Genomic DNA, 18782 nt, shown 5'->3' on the forward strand with positions numbered 1-18782 from the left:
CTACCCGATTGAGGGATGGCGCGGAGCGATCGCTTCCAGCGATCGCATTTATTTCTCATAGAGGTTGATAAAATATGTTTGATCTCCACCAAACTATTAAAGACCGCCACTCAACATGGAAATTCTTATCCCAACCAGTACCAAGGGCTTTGCTCGATGAAGCCTTGGCTGTTGGTGTTTGCTCAAGGCGATCGCCGCGTTCGTCTGCAAGAGGCTTTGCTAAACCTTGCCACGATCGTGAATTGGGCACGATTGGCCCCAAGATGCGGACTGAGCAGACGCCAACAAAATTGAATACCGAACAGCTAGAAAGGAAAGCGCCAACTGGTCACAGCACAGCCCGATGCGACGTTAAGCGAATTGCGGGAACGACTTTATGAGAAAACAGAGGTGTTAATTGGGGTGGTCACAGTGAATCGGATGGTTCGCTTTCAACTCAACCTAAACCTCAAAAAAAAGTCTCCACCCCACGAAAAAAGGCACTGATGAAGTCCAATTGGCCCGATTTGAGTACTGGAAACTCTTGAGGGGAATACCCGTGGAAAATCTGATTTTCTTAGATGAATCGGGGGTTAATCTGTCCTTCATTCGCAAATGTGCCCGCGCCTTATCAGGGGAACGGGCCTATGCTCCAAAGCCAACTCGCAAAGGGAGAGGGGGGAGACAAGAGAGAAAATTAAAATTTTACCTTGTCTTCCTCGTCTTCCTTGTCCCCCTTGTCCCCCTCATCTCCCTTGTCTCCCTCATCCCCTCTTTAAGTAAAGCAGTGCCTTTTTAATACTCTGGAACAGAAGGATCGATTTCTCGACTCCAAGCGGTAATTCCGCCTTTGACATTCGTTCCAGCAATCCCAGCTTCCTTAAGTATGGCGAGGGCTTTTGCCGATCGCCCGCCCATCTTACAATGAGCAATTAAGCGATGACCATTCAATATTTCCTTCACTTTGGCAACGCCATTCCCATTTTCAATGTCTGGTAAAGGCACTAACACTGAACCTGGAATCTTGGCAATGTCGTACTCATTGGGGTTGCGGACATCCAGCAGTACAAAATCTTTCGCACCGCTATCCAGCAATTCCTTCAAATCTTTGACGGTTATTTCTTGACTTTCCAACTGCTGTTTTGCCTCCTCTGCCTTAGCTTGTGGAATTCCACAGAATTCTTCGTAGTCTATCAGCTTTTCAATCACTGGGCGAATCGGGTTAGGACGGAGTTTCAACTCCCGGAATTTCATATCTAAGGCGTTGTATAGCAGCAATCGTCCACTGAGAGTGTTACCTTGTCCCAGAATGATTTTAACAGTTTCGGTTGCCTGAATTAAACCAATAATTCCGGGCAAAATTCCCAATACGCCGCCTTCTGCACAAGAGGGAACCATTCCTGGTGGTGGTGGTTCTGGGAAAAGGTCGCGATAGTTAGGGCCACCTTCGTAGTTAAATACAGTAGCTTGTCCTTCAAACCGTAAAATTGAACCATAGACGTTGGGCTTATTCAGCAATACACAAGCGTCGTTAACTAGATATCTGGTGGGGAAGTTATCAGTACCATCCACTACGATATCGTAAGGTTGAATAAGCTCCAGGGCGTTTTCGGAAGTCAGACGAGTTTCGTATAAATCAACCTGACAATAGGGGTTAATCTCGTGAATCCGGTTTTTTGCCGATTCAATCTTAGGTTTACCCACCCAGGATGTACCGTGAATTACTTGGCGTTGCAGATTAGAAGTATCGACAACATCAAAATCGACAATCCCGATGCGTCCAACACCCGCCGCCGCCAAATATAAAAGTAGTGGTGAACCGAGTCCACCTGTACCGATACACAGTACACTGGCAGCTTTTAGGCGTTTCTGTCCTTCTAATCCTACTTCCGGTAAAATTATGTGGCGGGAGTAGCGTTCGTAATCGTCTTTGGTCAACTGGATTTCGTCCAGATTGGGATTTAGCATAGTAGTTATGATGTGGGAGAGCGGAATATTAATCCTATCGAAAAACTGTATCTTATATAGAGATAGGGAGTATTTAAGACGAATTTTTATTAGTGGTAGCGGCGAAAACTGCTACAAGTGACTGTCTTTAAACTAAGCCAGTTATTTTATATTTTTAATTTCCTCTGCTTGAAACTGATAATGATCGTCAAGGCTCCAGCTTTTGAGTTCTCCAGCTTTACCGTTTTGAACGGATACTATTATATACGAGTATCCCTGCCAAGCGTATAGGCGATCGCATTCTGAAGGGATAGCAGGATGATCTGGATGAGAATGAATAATGCCGATAATGTTCAGTGAGCGCTCCCGTGCTTGCTTTTGTGTTTTTAGCATAACTTCAGGTGCGATCGCATATTGCCGTCTTTTACTTTCTGTTGTCCGTTCCCCTGGAAACTCAGATGCCGCTTCTGTATTCCAAGCATTTTCTGTTGGTATGACTTCTACCACAGTTTTGCCCTCATTAGCCAGATAGCCCAAAATTATACCACAGCACTCATCTGGGTAAGTGCTTTCGGCATGGGTGCGGATGATTTGCAAGTGTTCTTGGCTCAGTCGGATCATGTCTGCGTTGGTAATTTGGCAATCTTGAGGGATTCTTGCTCAGATCGATACATTGCGATCGCTCTTAATCATAGTTGAGATCCCCCACTTCTCTAATAAATTGGGGATATCATTAGACATCTGGTGAAAAAGAATTGTTTTGACGTAGCAGTGCTACATCTCTACAAGGGTTATGGCTAACGCATATTTAATTTCTGGAGATGTCTATTGTTTACAAATGATTGAAAAATATAAAGAATAGATAAAGTTCAGTATTTGTGTATACATTTATCGGCAAATAATGTGAAGACTATGCAAAGACAGTTATTTCAGTATAGATATCTAAGTAAGATATTGACTATGAACTAGTAATCTATCAAAAACTAATTGACGGATAAATTACCTGTAGAGACGGCGATTTATCGCGTCAACCGTCAAAATGAATTTGATAGACCGCTAGACCCCCACAGAGAATAACCCATAAGGAGGATATCAAAATCTCTTTCTCGGTTAACAATAAACTGTTGATTATTTTCTCTTCTATTAGGACTTAGGCGCTGGCAAAAAAAATCAAACGCGAAGGGTGAGTTTATTAGCATTCAAGATACGTTTTTCGATGATTTTTCAGTAATGTCTACTTAACAAGTGATGCTTAAAAAGCCTGAGAACAACGATTATCGTGAATGCACACACTCATAAATTTGTACAGTGCTTAAGACTTAGATAGTTTGAAGATATTTAGGTAAGTAATAGATACAAGCCTTTTGCTCAGGTGAATTTTTGAGAAATTTGCTGATCGGGTTGACATAGAAAGTATGCCGAACACGTCAAATTTTGGTGAGTTATTTTTGCCCGAAAGCAGCAGCACAAGCAGCTTGTTGAGAACTGAAGTTACTGAAAAAATCGATTCAGGTAAGTAAAAGTTATGGCAAATATCATTGGAACCAACGGTAATGATACCCTACAGGGTAGCACTGACGCGGATACGATTAACGGTAAATTAGGCAATGATGTCATATATAGTAACGGCGGCAATGACACCCTGACTGGTGGAGGCGGTAAGGATAAATTTATTTACGCTGGCTACTACTTCGACACCAGTCAGAATAGTAATGTTATCACAGATTTTGGTGGCGTAGGTAAAGGAACAAACCCGACAACAGAAGTCATTGCCGAAGCGGATACCCTAACATTTGTAGGCGATGGCTTAAGTGCCCAAAATCTACTGCTGACTCAGAATGGTAATAATCTGGAAATCAGCTTTGAAGAGGAATCGGTATTTGCTAGCTCCACCATAGTCATCCTGCAAAACTTTGCCTTGGAAAATCTGGATAATCTCAGCAAATCTACAGGAGCCACTGTAGACTTGGGCAATATTCTGTTCAATGGGCAAACTAGCATTACCGACAGCTTTGATGTTTTCAATGCTAACTCCACCCAAAGCACTGTCTTCAAAAAGAACACAGTCACTTTTCTGAACGACCTAAACAATAATGTTAGTGGCTTTAACGATTCAGATGATGTCATAAATGGTCAGGGGGGCGATGATGTCATTGATGGCAAGAGTGGCAACGATCTTTTGAGAGGTGGTGCGGGAAACGATTCCCTCTTTGGTGGTGAGGGCAATGATACTCTTATTGGTGGTAAGGGTGTTGGTGTTACGGGCAATGACCTATCCACAGCTAATGACTACCTCGATGGTGGCGCTGGTGATGACATCTTGAATGCTGAGTCTCCATCAGGCAATAACTTACTCTCTGGGGGAGATGGCAATGATTCTCTCTCCACCTCTGGCATTGATAGTTATAGGTCGGAGCCTAATTTTAGGTCATCGGGCAATAATACCCTCGATGGTGGAGCTGGTGACGATACATTGCGTGCTAACATTTCGACAGGCAATAACTTACTCTCTGGGGGAGATGGCAATGATTCTCTTGACATCTCTGGCCATATCACCCTTTTAGACTATTTTTTAACCTCCTCAGGCAATAACACCCTCAATGGTGGCGCTGGTGACGATACATTGCGTGCTAACATTTCGACAGGCAATAACTTACTCTCTGGGGGAAATGGCAATGATTCCTTCTATCTAAGCCCCACATATGATTTTGCCCCCTCTGATTTAGTGACTCAAACGGTAGATGGGGGTGAGGGTGATGATTTGTTATCTGTAGATTACACCTTAGCTACAGAAGGGATCGTGACAACATTCAATGCTACTACTAACATTAGAGAAGTTACAGCAGGCACTTATCGGGTTAGTTACAAGAATATCGAAAGATTAAATATCTCCGGTACAGCCTACAACGACAATATTGTGGGGAGCAATGGCAACGATACACTCTCTACGGGCGATGGTGGCAATGATACGATCAATGGAGGTCAGGGTGAGGATGTGTTGTCCGTCGATTACAGCAATTCTCCAGGTGGAATCAGAACAACATTTAATGCCACTAGTAACATTGGAGTAATTACGGCCGGCACAAATCGGGTTAGTTACAAGAATATCGAAAGATTAAATATCTCAGGTACAGATGCCGATGACTTAATTGTGGGGAACAGTGGGGATGACACGCTCTCTGGAGGCACTAGTGGCAATGATACAATCGACGGGGGTGAGGGTGATGATATATTGTTCGCCGATTATAGTTACAGCAATACTGTTAGGGGAATTAGAACCACATTTAATCCCACTACAAACAATGGAGAAATTACGGAGCGCACAAATCGGGTTAGCTACAAGAATATCGAGCGATTAAATATTTCAGGTACAATCGACAACGACAATATTGTGGGGAGCAATGGCAACGATACACTCTTTGGGGGCTATGGTGGAAATGATACAATTATTGGCGGTGTCGGTAATGATATCCTGATCGGTGGGTATGGTAACAACGCTCTAACTGGTGGCGCGGGCAATGATACCCTTACAGGTGGCGGCGGAAATGATAGCCTCTATGGAGGAACTGGTACCGATACTTTTGTTTTCAATAATTACAATGGAGGCGTAAATAGTCTTTATGACTTTAACGCCACTAATGAACTGATTCAGGTATCGGCTGCTGGTTTTGGTGGTGGTTTATTACCAGGTTCAGTCTTGGCTAGTCAGTTTGTCATCGGAACATCTGCAACAACAAGCAATCAACGATTTATCTATAACAACGCTACAGGTGGACTATTCTTTGACCAAGATGGCAGTGCGTCTGGGTTTACTCAGGTAAAATTTGCACAACTATCTACTGGGTTGTCACTAACTAACAACAATTTTGTGGTTGTTTCCTAATCAGGGCGTTGCATAATAGAGGGATGAATTGAGGTCATCTACTGTGCAATGTCCATACTGCAAAGCTACGGAAATTCGTAAGAACGGAAAGCGAAGAGGTAAACAAAATCATATTTGTACCAAATGCGATCGCCAATTTATTCATTTTTACGATCCGCCGAAAGGATATTCTGAGGAAGTGAAACAAGAATGCTTAAAAATGTACCTTAACGGCATTATTTGAAGTATCAAATTGTATGTACATAAATTGATTCATCCCTTCATTCAGCAACGCCGTATTTTTTATTACTTCTTCAAACATTTGCCTAATCTGTTCTGCTTTCTTATTGTCTAGAAACTATAGCAATCCTATCTGATTTACAAAAATCGTCAGACTGATATCCTCCACTTCTCTAATAAATCGGGGATCTCATTGTTTACAAATGATTTAGGATTGCTATCAAAAAATATAAAGAATAGACAAAGCCCAGTATTTGTGTATACATTTATAGGCAAATAATGTGAAGAGTATGCAAAGACAGTTATTTCAGTATAGACATCTAAGTAAGATATTGACTATGTAGTTATTTTGAGGCTCTTGAGATGTTCGCTATTTTCCAGCTAGACCCCACAGAGAATAGCCCATAAGGAGGATATAAAAATCTCTTTCTCGGTTAACAATAAACTGTTGATTATTTTCTCTTCTATTAGGACTTAGGCGCTGGCAAAAAAAATCAAACACGAAGGGTGAGTTTTCGAGCATTCAAGCTACGTTTTTCGATGATTTTTCAGTAATATCTACTTAACAAGTGATGCTTAAAAAGCCTGAGAACAACGATTATCGTGAATGCACACACTCATAAATTTGTACAGTGCTTAAGACTTAGATAGTTTGAAGATATTTAGGTAAGTAATAGATACAAGCCTTTTGCTCAGGTGAATTTTTGAGAAATTTGCTGATCGGGTTGACATAGAAAGTATGCCGAACACGTCAAATTTTGGTGAGTTATTTTTGCCCGAAAGCAGCAGCACAAGCAGCTTGTTGAGAACTGAAGTTACTGAAAAAATCGATTCAGGTAGGTAAAAGTTATGGCAAATATCATTGGAACCAACGGTAATGATACCCTACAGGGCAACACTGATGCGGATACGATTAACGGTAAATTGGGCAACGATGTCATATATAGTAACGGCGGCAACGACACTTTGACTGGTGGAGGTGGTAAAGATAAATTTATTTACGCTGGCTACTACGGCTCAAATAATAATACTGACATTATCACGGATTTTGGTGGCGTAGGTAAAGGGACAAACCCTACAGCAGAAGTCATTGCCGAAGCGGATACCCTAACATTTGTAGGCGATGGCTTAAGTGCCCAAAATCTACTGCTGACTCAGAATGGTAACAATCTGGAAATCAGCTTTGAAGAGGATGCTTATGAAACGAGATTTTTTGGCCCCAAAGTCATCCTGCAAAACTTTGCCCTGGAAAATTTGGATAACCTCAGCAAATCTACAGGAGCCACTGTAGACTTGGGCAATATTCTGTTTAATGGGCAAACTAGCATTACCGACAGCTTTGATGTCTTCAATGCCAACTCCACCCAAAGCAGTGTCTTTAAAAAGAACACAGTCACTTTTCTGAACGACCTAAACAATAATGTTAGTGGATTTAACGATTCAGATGATGTCATTAATGGTCAGGCAGGCGATGATATCATTGATGGCAAGAGTGGCAACGATCTTTTGAGAGGTGGTGCAGGCAATGATTCCCTTCTTGGTGGTGAGGGCAATGATACTCTTGTTGGTGGTACGGGCAATGAATCCCTCGTTGGGGGCAATGACTCTCTCGTTGGTGGCGCGGGTAACGATTACTTGAATATTGAATTTTCAACAGGCGATAACACCCTCAATGGTGGCATTGGTGACGATGTTTTGGATGCTGGGGCAACATCCGGCAATAACTTACTCTTTGGGGGCGATGGCAATGATTATCTTAACGCCTCTAACGTCTATAGCAGCGTCAGCGAATACATCTATTACCCCTCATCAAGTAATAACACCCTCAACGGTGGCGCTGGTGACGATACCTTAAATGCTGATTCTCCATCAGGCAATAACTTACTCTCTGGAGATGATGGCAATGATTATCTCTCCACCTCCGGCATTTATACTTATAGAGGGGAGCCTAATTTTAGCTCATCAGGCAATAACACCCTCAACGGTGGTGCTGGTGACGATACCTTGAATGCTGGCATTTCAACAGGCAATAACTTGCTCTCTGGAGGCGATGGCAATGATTCTCTCTCCATTTCTGGCGATCTTATCTTCTATAGCGGTCAAGACTCCTATAACCCTTCTTCAGGCAATAACACCCTCAACGGTGGCGCTGGTGACGATACATTGCGTGTTGAATATTACACAGGGAATAACTTCTTCTCTGGGGGCAATGGCAATGATTCCTTCTATCTAGACTTCACAATTCCAGATTCTCTCTCCTCTGGTTTAGTGACTCAAACAATAGACGGGGGAGCAGGTGACGATTTGTTGTCAGTCAATTACAGCAATGCTTCTAGCGGTATCACAACAACATTCAATACCACTACAAATACGGGAGAAATTACGGCGGGCACATATCGGGTTGACTACAAAAATATCGAACAATTAAATATTTTAGGTACAGCCTACGACGACAACATTGTTAGCAATGATGGGAACGATACGCTCTCCATTGGCTTTGGTGGCAATGATACAATCAACGGGGGAGCAGGTGACGATGTGTTGTCCGTCGATTACAGCAATGCTACAGGGGAAATCACAACGACGTTCAATACCACTACAAATACGGGAGAAATTACGGCGGGCACATATCGGGTTGACTACAAAAATATCGAACAATTAAATATTTTAGGTACAGCCTACGACGACAACATTGTTAGCAATGATGGGAACGATACGCTCTCCACTGGTTCTGGTGGCAAAGATACGATCGACGGGGGATCTGGTGACGATGTGTTGTCCGTCAATTTCTATGGTTCTAAGGGGATCGCAACGACATTCAATACCACTACAAATACGGGAGAAATTACGGCAGGCATATCTCAGGTTGATTACAAGAATATCGAGCGATTAAATATCTCAGGTACAGCCTATGATGACAACATTATTGGTAATGATGGGAACGATACGCTCTCTGGAGGCTATAGTGGCAAAGATACGATTATTGGCGGTGCAGGTAATGATATCCTGACAGGTGGGAGTGGTGACGACACCTTAACTGGTGGCGCGGGCAATGATAAATTTGTTTACAATTTCAACGACAGCTACTACTCTAACGAGACTAACACTGATATTATCACTGATTTTGGTGGCGTAGGTAAAGGCTCAAATCCCTCTGCGGCGGTGATTACCTCCTCAGACACCTTGCAATTTACAGGTGGTGTATCCCCTACAGGTAGTATCTTCACTGCTCAAAATCTGCAATTAACTCAAAATGGTAACAACTTAGAAATTACCTTTGAAGGTTGGGCTAATAGCAACAAAGTCATTCTGCAAAACTTCAGCTTAGAAAACCTAGATAATCTGCCAGCAACTTCTTTACGACCAGCTATTGGCAATATCTTGTTTGAGGGACAAACCAGCATCACCGACAGTTTTGATGTGTTTGATGCCAATTCCAATCAAACTACTCTGTTCAACAAGAATACTGTTACCTTCCTCAATGATCTCGATAACAATACAACGGGTTTTGACAACTCCAATGATGTTATCAATGGTCAAGGGGGTGACGACATCATCGACGGCAAAAGTGGTAATGACCTTTTAAGAGGTGGTGCGGGAAATGATACCCTCATTGGTGGTGAGGGAAATGATACCCTTGATGGCGGTGTGGGAAATAATACCCTTGATGGTGGCACTGGTGACGATCGCTTGAATGCTAGCGGCTCAACAGGCAATAATACCCTCAATGGAGGATCTGGTAACGATAGTTTGAATGCTGGTAGTTCAACAGGCGATAACCTGCTCTTTGGGGGCGATGGCAATGATTCTCTTGATATCTCTGGCAGCTACAGCAATCGTTTCGGCTACTCTTCTGACTCTCGCTCATTAGGCAACAACACTCTCAACGGAGGTTTAGGTAACGACAGCTTAAGTGCTGGTGGTTCAAAAGGCGATAATCTCCTTTCTGGGGGCGATGGCGATGATTCTCTTGATGTCTTTGGCGGCTACATCACGGATTATGACCAGAACTTTGACTTTCGCTCATCAGGCAATAACACTCTCAACGGAGGTGTAGGTAACGATCGCTTGAGTGCTGGTGGTTCAACAGGCGATAACCTGCTCTCTGGGGGTGATGGCAATGATTCTCTTGATATTTCTGGCAACTACTTATACAATTCCTCCTACGACTACTCCGACTCTCGCCCATCTGGTAATAATACCCTAGAAGGAGGCGCTGGTGACGATAGCTTGAGCTTTAGCGATTCAACAGGCGATAATCTCCTCTATGGGGGTGATGGTAATGATTCCTTCAATCTAATCACTAATTCCGTAGATACTGACCTGTCTGATTTAGCGATTCAAACAGTAGATGGGGGTAATGGTGACGATTCGTTGTTCACCACTTACAACTATGCTGCTGGGGGAATCACTTCGACATTCAATGCTACTACTAACACTGGCTCAATTACAGTGGGCATGTATCGGGTTAACTACAACAACATCGAACAATTAAATATCTCAGGTACGGAGTATGATGACTTGATTGTTGGGAGCAATGGCAATGATATACTCGCAGGTGGAAATGGTAATGACAGCCTAATTGGAGGGAGTGGGACTGATACCTTTGGTTTCTATAATTACAATGGGGGTGTTGATACTATTGATGACTTTAACGCCACTAATGAACTGATTCAGGTATCGGCTGCCGGTTTTGGTGGTGGTTTATTACCAGGTTCACTCTTAGCTAGTCAGTTTGTCATCGGAACATCTGCAACAACAAGCAATCAACGATTTATCTATAACAACACTACAGGTGGACTGTTCTTTGACCAAGATGGCAGTGCGTCTGGGTTTACTCAGGTAAAATTTGCACAACTATCGGCTGGATTGCCACTAACCGAAAACAATTTTGTGGTTGTTTAATCGTAAATTAGCGTTTTTCAATCACTAAGCAGCACGGATTGCAAGGTGTTTTTAATAGCACCTTGCATTTGATTATTGCTGTTAGCAGATAGTAGATGTTGGATTTTATTGCTCAATTTTTAATATGAGTGCAGATCGTTTGCAAGTGTTCTTGGCTCAATCGGTTTATATCTGCATTCTTTTGGCGATATACAAAAACTTACCACGCGATCGCTAAAAAAATATGTTTTTTATGCTTTCTGCAAATTATTTGACTATCAAAATGCAAGCAGCACTTGAATTTTAGTAATTTATTATACATTTTTAGCGTTTTCTAAGCTGAGTTTACTTGGCTGTCCTGTTTTTTGTTTTAGCTGGCTGTGCGATCGCACTATCTCTAGCATCTGGTTAAAAGTCTCTGGGCGTAGACCACACAAGGGTTAAAAGTCTTCTGCCTTTAGGCTCTCTACTTGTTCGTAGGTCATAAATGCTACCCAACTCTAACCTTTCGAGCGTTTGAGAGATATTGCAGTTTACACTGCTTGATTGAATCAAAAATGGATAAAGTCGAGCCATTCGGTGATCTTTTTTTACAAATTACGCTCATTTCAATAGAAAGCTGCTTTGATATTGAGTAAGTAAACCTGATTTCAATATCTCTAACAATTTCTGGGCGATCGCTTCACCATCATCAGTCCTCCAGTCTAGCGATCCCAAATTTTCAGATCGGAATTGAGTGCAGAGATTCTACCTGCCAAGTTGGCAGCACTGTCATTGCAAAGGAGAGTTTTCCATGCCAATTACACCCACTTATCCCGGCGTTTACATTGAAGAAATCCCTAGCGGTGTACGCACCATTACTGGTGTGAGTACGTCAAACACCGGGTTTGTAGACTTCTTTGAACGGGGCCCCGTGAACACGCCAATACGCATCACTAGCTTTGCTGATTTCCAACGAACGTTTGGAGGATTGTTCCCACAAAGCGAAGCCAGCTATGCCATTCAGCAGTTCTATCTAAATGGTGGACAAATTGCTTGGGTCGTCAGGGTGGCAACGACCAATATGACGACGGCGGGTTCTGCAACTCACACGCTCGGAGCGAATTCTCTGAGAGTGGATGCATTGAGCGTGGGGGATTGGGGTAACCATGTACAAGTGAAGGTCGATCAAGATGGATTGCCGACTGGCAGCGTGTTGTTTAACTTAACCGTTAAAGAAGTAAATCCCATCAACAATCTGGTCACGCAAGAAACCTATGGGGGCGTCACGATGGATGCTACCAAACCCCGATATGTTGTGGAGGTAGTCAACAGAGGTTCTGTACTCGTGCGGCTCGCGAGATTGGGGAATACTGAGCCTGCGAACCTAGCTTTTACTGCGTTAACAGGTGGCTTGGATACCGATGTGATGGACAATTTGGGAAATCTCGTAGCAGGGCAAGAAGCTGCTTTCGCGACAGCATTGAAGGGCAGCGATACGGTAACCATTGATGCGGATAATATTCCGCGAAAGTCTGGGATCTATGCCCTCAGCATGATTGCGCCCTACATTTTCAACATTCTTTGCTTGCCTGCCACTGCAAAGCTAGTCGGAGTAGCGGGAGCAGCAGGATCAACTGCCCGAAATTCTTTGCTGACTGCGGCTCAAGAATTTTGTCTAGATAAACGGGCTTTTCTGATTATGGATGTGCCGTTTGATCGCACTCTGTTAGATCAGATGCAAAATCCAAGTACAGGCTTTGCCGCAGAACTTGATAGTACTTTGCGCCATCCCAACACGGCAATTTATTTCCCAAATTTAACGCTGGCAGATCCGCTGAATCAAAATAAGCCGCGATTGGTGGGAGCAAGCGGCACAATGGCAGGGATTTATGCCCGCACAGATGCAGCACGCGGGGTTTGGAAAGCTCCGGCAGGAACAGATGCCGATTTACGGGGAGTCAGCTTTGACTTGAAGTTAAGTGATTTAGAGAATGGGGGATTAAATCCCTTAGGGATTAATGTAATCCGCAGTTTTCCTGTATTTGGCTCAGTTAGTTGGGGTGCGAGAACATTGAAAGGGGCGGATCAAGAAGCTAGTGAGTGGAAGTATATTCCTGTGCGGCGAACTGCACTTTTTATTGAAGAGAGTTTGTACCAGGGATTGAAATGGGTGGTATTTGAGCCGAATGATGAACCTTTATGGGCGCAGATTCGCTTGAATATAGGAGCGTTTATGAATAACCTGTTTCGTCAAGGAGCGTTTCAGGGCAAGACACCCCGTGAGGCTTATCTGGTGAAATGCGATAAAGAGACGACAACGCAGAATGACATTAACCTGGGCATCGTCAATATTGTGGTGGGCTTTGCCCCGTTGAAGCCAGCAGAGTTTGTGATTGTCAAGATTCAGCAGTTAGCAGGGCAGATTGCCGTTTGAGGAATAGTATTATGGCTCAATTCAGTGTCAATGCACAGCGGTTTGATCCGTATAAGAATTTCAAGTTTCGCATCAAGTGGGACGGACGGTATGTCGCGGGAGTGAGTAAGGTGGGTTCGTTGAAAAAGACAACAGAGGTGGTGAAACATCGGGAAGGTGGAGATCCGAGTAGTTCGCGCAAGTCGCCGGGGCGCACAGAATATGAGGCGGTGATGCTGGAGCGGGGTGTCACTCACGATACTGAGTTCGAGAAATGGGCTAACAAGGTCTGGAATTTTGGGGCTGGCTTGGGGGCTGAAGTGTCGCTAAAGGACTTCCGCAAAGACATTATTTTGGAAGTGTATAACGAGGCAGGACAGTTGGCGATCGCCTATAAACTTTATCGCTGTTGGGTTTCTGAGTTTCAAGCGCTACCAGACTTAGATGCAAATGCCAATGCGATCGCCATTCAATATCTTAAGCTAGAAAACGAAGGCTGGGAACGCGACATAGAAGTGCCTGAACCGACTGAACCCACGTTTGTAGAACCGCCTGTTTAGAGTGGCACAGGAGAAAGATAAATGCGATCGCTATCCGCATCAGAATGGTTAAAAGTTTGGGAGCAGGGATTGGATCAGCCTCTATGGCAGCGATCGCTAACGCTTTTAGCAGCAGCTTGCCCTGAGTGGTCATCGGAACAGTTAATGAATCTGAGCATTGGACAGCGGGATGGGTTGCTGCTGACGTTGCGGGAACAAACCTTTGGTTCGCAATTGACGAGTGTGACAGTTTGTCCACAATGTGGCGATCGCCTAGAGCTGACCTTTACAGTGTCAGATATTCGGGTCAATCTTGCCATTGAGTCGGTCGATGCCTTAGAACCATTGTCAGTTCAGTTCGCAGATTATGAGGTGCGGTTTCGGCTGCCTAATAGTTTAGATTTGGCGGCTGTAGCGAGGGAACAAGATCCAGTAAAGGTTCGTAGTGAGTTGTTCGATCGCTGTCTGATCGCAGTTTCTTATCCTGTTTCCGATCGGGCTGTTTCTCATCAACGGGAAACCCAGTTTTCACAGTCTTCAGTGCTGCCCGAATCTCTAGTCAAAGCCATTTTAGAAAGCATGGCTCTGGCAGATCCACAGGCAGATGTGCAGTTAGCATTAAAGTGTCCCGCTTGTGCCCATCATTGGCAAGCAACCTTTGATATTGTGTCGTTTTTTTGGAGTGAAATTCATGGGTGGGCAGGGCGCGTACTGCGGGAGGTTCATACATTAGCTTCGGCTTATGGATGGCGGGAAGCAGATATTTTGGCAATGAGTTCGCAGCGACGACGATTGTATTTGGAGATGATTGCAGAATGAGTGATTATCTAAGTCATTTGGTCGATCGGAGTTTTCAGCAGGCAACGGTACAGCCCCGCTTGGCATCGTTATTTGAGCCGTTGCCAGATCGCTCACCTGTCTTGGATTTGGATCTGCGGGAAGCAAATAGAGAAGACAGTTCCTCGGCACAGAGAGATTCTCTGGTTAATTCATCTCTTGATTCTTCAATTCGTTCTCCTGGATTAGACAAAGAAGTTTCCAGAGAAGGCACGATGCTAGCACCTCAGCTATCCCTAAAACAAAATTTTTCTTTGAATAAATCGCCGTCCGAATCTATGGTTTTGCGATTAGTTACAGAGGGCATTGTTTTACAGAATGAAGAATCATCCCCGACGATCGCTCAACCACAAGTTATTGAATCACCGCAACCATCAACATCTGTCGTCATTTATCCTCAAATTGCTCAGTCTCAAGTGATTCAGCCTTCAATGGGTTCGATAGAGAAACCACAGGCACTCACCGATCCAGCCACACCGACGATTCATGTGACAATTGGGCGCGTGGATGTGCGGGCAATGACTCCACCCTCAGCCCCCCGATCGCCTGCAAAACCCCCTCAGCCCCAATTATCCCTAGATGCTTATCTGCGATCGCGCCAGGGAGGACGAGGATGAGTAATGCCCTAGCGATCGGAGCGGTAACGGCTGTTATTAAGAGTCTGCTAGATAATCGCCTCAACGATCCCAGCGTCTCTAGCAGTTTGGGGAGTACAGTCGCCGTCACAGTGTTAGCTCCAGATTTAGTGGTGCCTAGCAATGGAGAACTTCAGGAAGATAAGCTCAATCTTTATCTCTATCAAGTTACACCCAACATCGGTTGGCGCAACGTTGGAATGCCGATGCGAGACGATCGAGGCGATCGCGTCAGTAATCCACCACTGGCAATCGATTTGCACTATCTCTTAACAGCGTATAGCAAAGAACCCTTTCATACCGAAATGCTTTTAGGCTATGGGATGCAACTACTGCATGAAATTGCCGTGTTGACCCGCAATGCAATTCGCACTGCCCTATTGAGCTTGCCTGTAAATTCCCAAGTTTTGGCAACAGCAGGACTGGCAGATCAGATTGAGCAAATCAAGATTTGTCCCCAGTCGATGAATCCTGAGGAAATGTCGAGGCTGTGGTCTGCTTTTCAGAGCCACTATCGACCCACAGTGGTCTATCAAGCATCTGTGGTGCTGATCGAAAGTCAACGTTCTACAAAATCAGCGTTGCCTGTTCAACAACGTCAGGTGTTTGTGCTGCCCTTCCGTCAACCCGTGATTGAGCAAGTGCTGTCATTAGAGGGTGCGAATCAGCCCTTTACACTGGGTAGCACGCTCGTAATTGTGGGACAGCAATTGCTAGCCAATTCCACCAAAATTCGGATTGGCGCGGTGGTTCTGCCCATCTTAATATCTAGCGACACGCGGGTGACTCTATTATTGGCAGCTCCACCCTTAGCAGTAGGAGATTTAAATGCATTGCGGGCGGGAGTGCAGACGGTGCAGATCATTCAAGATTTAATTTTGAATACCCAGCCCCATCACGGAGTTGAGTCAAATGTTGCGGCATTTGTGCTGCATCCAAAAATTGTTGGGGCGATCGCCCTCACCCCTATTCAAACTGATGCTGATGGCAACTCCTTCCGCATCGCCACCGCTACCCTAGACGTGATGGTAGGGCAAGCACAACGGGTGGTTTTACGGCTCAATCAGTCAGGCGGCGATCGCGCTTATTCTTTTACTGCCGACCCTCGCTCCAATGATACCCATGCTGTTCCGATTCGCATCACAGGCGTGGTGACAGGCACCTATCTCGTGAGGGTTCAAGTTGATGGAGCCGATAGTTTGCTGGATGTGGATACTAATCCCGCCAGTCCCACGTTTAACCAGTTTTTGGGTACGCCGAATTTGGTAATTCCATGATGACCCATTGGCAGCAAGTAAATCAACGTTATTTGGCAACGGCGATCGCCCGCATTCGCCAAAGTTTGCAGCGTTACATTGCCCAACAGCAAGACACCGAACCCGAAATAGACGCAGAACCAGAGGATTTGGCGGCGATCGCTGCAACTCTGCCCACCCTACCTGCCCTCGAAAAGTTGACAGTGGCATTTCAACTGACATCGTTTGAACGCGATATCTTAGTCCTCTGTGCTGGGGTAGAACTGAGCGCCTCCCTTGGTCAACTCTGTAGCATCATTCATAGCAGTCCCCAACTCGCCTATCCCACCTTTAGCTTGGCACTGGCGGCATTACCAGAATCCCATTGGAGCGCCTTAACGCCCGCTGCGCCCTTGCGACGTTGGCGGTTAATCGAAGTGAGCAACGGCGAAAGTCTGACTCAAAGCCGGATTCGCATTGATGAGCGAGTGTTGCATGATTTAGTGGGGATCTCTTATTTAGACGATCGCCTACAAGGATGGGTTACGCCGATTTCTGTGTTGGGTCAACTGCCGCCTTCCCATCGCTCACTAGCAGAGCAAATGGCAAAACAATGGTCAGACTTTCAGGGCAGCATTCTACCTGTTATTCAACTGTGCAATCGTGAACCAGGCAACGAGAATGCGTTCAGCATCGCTGCTGCCGCCTGTGCCCTCCTTGGTCTGCAACTTTATTCGCTTGCTGCTGCCGCCATTCCCGCCGCGATCGCCGAACGCGAAGCCCTCGCCCGTCTCTGGGAACGTGAAGCCCTCCTTAACCCCAGTGTCCTGCTGATTGATTGTGCAGAACTCGATCGCACCCACCGCCCCACCGTTTTGTCCTTTGTAGAAACGTTACAAAGCATCGTCATATTAACGCGCCGAGAACCCTTGCAGCTTCTTGCCACCCGTGGGATCATTTATCTTGATGTGAATCCGCTAAGTACAACAGAACAACTAGAGCTATGGCAAACGGCTTTGGGGACTGTCGATCTGAACGGACAGTTGGAAGGATTGGTAAGTCAATTTAAACTGAATCCCCTTAGCATTCAATCGGTTTGTGCATCGGTTTATTCAGAAGACAGCCCACCTGAGAGCGATCGCCTTTGGGATGCCTGCCGTCAACAATCGCGATCGCGCCTCGACGATTTGGCGCAATCTATTCGAGCGATCGCCACTTGGCAAGATTTGGTCTTGCCCGATCCGCAACTGCAGCTTTTGCGCGAGATTGTAGCACAAGTGAGACAGCGAATTCGCGTCTATGAAACCTGGGAATTTGCCGTGCGTGGCTCCAATGGTCTAGGGATTAGTGCGCTGTTTGCGGGAGCTAGCGGCACAGGGAAAACACTGGCAGCGGAGGTATTAGCCCATGAGCTACGGTTAGATTTATATCGAATTGACCTAAGCCAGGTGGTGAGTAAATATATTGGCGAAACAGAGAAGAATTTACGACAGGTGTTTGATGCTGCCGAAGCCAGCGGAGCCATTTTATTATTTGACGAAGCCGATGCGCTGTTTGGTAAACGCAGCGAGGTGAAAGATTCTCACGATCGCTACGCCAACATTGAGGTGAGTTATCTGCTGCAAAAGATGGAGTCTTATCGGGGACTAGCAATTCTGACTACAAACTTAAAAAATGCGATCGACTCAGCATTTCTCCGGCGCATTCGCTTTGTCGTGCAATTTCCCTTCCCCGATGCGGTTCAGCGTATTGCAATCTGGCAAGGGATGTTTTCTCCCAAACTGCCAACCATTGATCTCGACTTCACCAAACTGGCACGACTGAACATCACTGGCGGCAATATTCGTAATATTGCCTTGAATGCCGCATTCCTCGCCGCCAACGATGGAGAATCATTGCAAATGAAACATCTTCTGCAAGCTGCTCAGGGCGAATATGCAAAGTTAGAAAAACCATTCACTGAAGTAGAAATGGGAGGTTGGTTATGAACGTTGAATTACACATTGAAGAGTTGGTGCTGCATGGGTTTGAGCCGGGCGATCGCGATCGCATTGGTGAAGCAGTACAGCAAGAATTAACCCGACTGTTTGCACAAGGGATGCCGCCTTCTCTAGTGCAGGGTGGAGAGATTGGACGGTTGGATGGGGGAGGGTTTGAGATGAATGCGGGTATGCAGAGTGGGGCGATCGGGGTTCAAATTGCCCAGTCAATTTATGGAGGACTTTGACA

At 45.1% G+C, this 18782-nt stretch carries 12 protein-coding genes and 1 pseudogene; 11 read left to right on the plus strand and 2 right to left on the minus strand.

Annotated elements, in window-relative coordinates; genetic code table 11:
- The first annotated feature begins 74 nt into the window (after positions 1–74).
- Entirely contained in the window at positions 75–380 is a 306-nt protein-coding gene (locus FD723_RS30810) for a hypothetical protein (RefSeq protein ID WP_179068733.1), read from the plus strand.
- 394 nt (positions 381–774) lie between these two features.
- Here the strand turns inward: FD723_RS30810 and moeB are convergent, their stop codons facing one another.
- Together moeB and FD723_RS30820 are read right to left on the minus strand one after the other, a co-directional pair.
- Positions 775–1947: a molybdopterin-synthase adenylyltransferase MoeB gene (moeB, locus tag FD723_RS30815; RefSeq protein WP_179068734.1), complete on the minus strand. Its 1173-nt coding sequence runs from the start codon at positions 1945–1947 to the stop codon at positions 775–777.
- Positions 1948–2088: 141 nt separating this feature from the next.
- Positions 2089–2547, minus strand: a complete 459-nt coding sequence (locus FD723_RS30820) for a Mov34/MPN/PAD-1 family protein (RefSeq protein ID WP_179068735.1) — start codon at positions 2545–2547, stop codon at positions 2089–2091.
- Positions 2548–3451: 904 nt separating this feature from the next.
- Between FD723_RS30820 and FD723_RS30825 the strand changes: the two genes are divergently transcribed.
- The 10 genes and pseudogenes from FD723_RS30825 (at position 3452) to FD723_RS30870 (ending at position 18780) form a co-directional block, all read left to right on the plus strand.
- Positions 3452–5809, plus strand: coding sequence for a calcium-binding protein (locus tag FD723_RS30825; RefSeq protein ID WP_179068736.1), 2358 nt, complete (start codon positions 3452–3454; stop codon positions 5807–5809).
- Between the two features lie 43 nt (positions 5810–5852).
- Positions 5853–6026 (plus strand): annotated as a pseudogene (locus FD723_RS30830) (IS1 family transposase); the annotation flags it as partial.
- A gap of 851 nt (positions 6027–6877) precedes the next feature.
- Positions 6878–10933 carry a calcium-binding protein gene (locus FD723_RS30835; RefSeq protein WP_179068737.1) on the plus strand — a complete coding sequence of 1352 codons (4056 nt, stop codon included), beginning with the start codon at positions 6878–6880 and terminating at the stop codon, positions 10931–10933.
- 772 nt (positions 10934–11705) lie between these two features.
- Positions 11706–13328: a phage tail sheath family protein gene (locus FD723_RS30840; RefSeq protein WP_179068738.1), complete on the plus strand. Its 1623-nt coding sequence runs from the start codon at positions 11706–11708 to the stop codon at positions 13326–13328.
- Positions 13329–13339: 11 nt separating this feature from the next.
- Positions 13340–13867 (plus strand): phage tail protein, encoded by a 528-nt coding sequence (locus FD723_RS30845; protein WP_179068739.1) that lies wholly within the window; start codon positions 13340–13342, stop codon positions 13865–13867.
- Positions 13868–13888: 21 nt separating this feature from the next.
- Complete coding sequence (locus FD723_RS30850) at positions 13889–14665, plus strand: phage baseplate protein (RefSeq protein WP_179068740.1); 777 nt, start codon at positions 13889–13891, stop codon at positions 14663–14665.
- The gene (locus FD723_RS30855) at positions 14662–15300 is read left to right on the plus strand and encodes a hypothetical protein (RefSeq protein WP_179068741.1); all 639 of its coding nucleotides are present in this window, start codon (positions 14662–14664) and stop codon (positions 15298–15300) included. The genes FD723_RS30850 and FD723_RS30855 overlap by 4 nt, the downstream gene beginning before the upstream one ends.
- A complete protein-coding gene (locus tag FD723_RS30860; RefSeq protein WP_179068742.1) occupies positions 15297–16595 on the plus strand; it encodes a DUF4255 domain-containing protein in 1299 nt (432 codons plus the stop codon). Before FD723_RS30855 ends, FD723_RS30860 begins: the two co-directional genes overlap by 4 nt.
- A complete protein-coding gene (locus FD723_RS30865) occupies positions 16592–18541 on the plus strand; it encodes an ATP-binding protein (protein WP_179068743.1) in 1950 nt (649 codons plus the stop codon). The genes FD723_RS30860 and FD723_RS30865 overlap by 4 nt, the downstream gene beginning before the upstream one ends.
- Positions 18538–18780, plus strand: a complete 243-nt coding sequence (locus FD723_RS30870; RefSeq protein WP_179068744.1) for a hypothetical protein — start codon at positions 18538–18540, stop codon at positions 18778–18780. The genes FD723_RS30865 and FD723_RS30870 overlap by 4 nt, the downstream gene beginning before the upstream one ends.
- Positions 18781–18782: the final 2 nt, after the last annotated feature.

This window comes from Nostoc sp. C052, from assembly GCF_013393905.1.
Lineage (GTDB): Bacteria > Cyanobacteriota > Cyanobacteriia > Cyanobacteriales > Nostocaceae > Nostoc.

Bases quoted from the DNA above. Each gene is read 5' to 3' on its own strand.
- FD723_RS30810 (WP_179068733.1), top strand. From the start codon at position 75: ATGTTTGATCTCCACCAAACTATTAAAGACCGCCACTCAACATGGAAA.
- moeB (WP_179068734.1), bottom strand. From the start codon at position 1,947: ATGCTAAATCCCAATCTGGACGAAATCCAGTTGACCAAAGACGATTAC.
- FD723_RS30820 (WP_179068735.1), bottom strand. From the start codon at position 2,547: ATGATCCGACTGAGCCAAGAACACTTGCAAATCATCCGCACCCATGCC.
- FD723_RS30825 (WP_179068736.1), top strand. From the start codon at position 3,452: ATGGCAAATATCATTGGAACCAACGGTAATGATACCCTACAGGGTAGC.
- FD723_RS30835 (WP_179068737.1), top strand. From the start codon at position 6,878: ATGGCAAATATCATTGGAACCAACGGTAATGATACCCTACAGGGCAAC.
- FD723_RS30840 (WP_179068738.1), top strand. From the start codon at position 11,706: ATGCCAATTACACCCACTTATCCCGGCGTTTACATTGAAGAAATCCCT.
- FD723_RS30845 (WP_179068739.1), top strand. From the start codon at position 13,340: ATGGCTCAATTCAGTGTCAATGCACAGCGGTTTGATCCGTATAAGAAT.
- FD723_RS30850 (WP_179068740.1), top strand. From the start codon at position 13,889: ATGCGATCGCTATCCGCATCAGAATGGTTAAAAGTTTGGGAGCAGGGA.
- FD723_RS30855 (WP_179068741.1), top strand. From the start codon at position 14,662: ATGAGTGATTATCTAAGTCATTTGGTCGATCGGAGTTTTCAGCAGGCA.
- FD723_RS30860 (WP_179068742.1), top strand. From the start codon at position 15,297: ATGAGTAATGCCCTAGCGATCGGAGCGGTAACGGCTGTTATTAAGAGT.
- FD723_RS30865 (WP_179068743.1), top strand. From the start codon at position 16,592: ATGATGACCCATTGGCAGCAAGTAAATCAACGTTATTTGGCAACGGCG.
- FD723_RS30870 (WP_179068744.1), top strand. From the start codon at position 18,538: ATGAACGTTGAATTACACATTGAAGAGTTGGTGCTGCATGGGTTTGAG.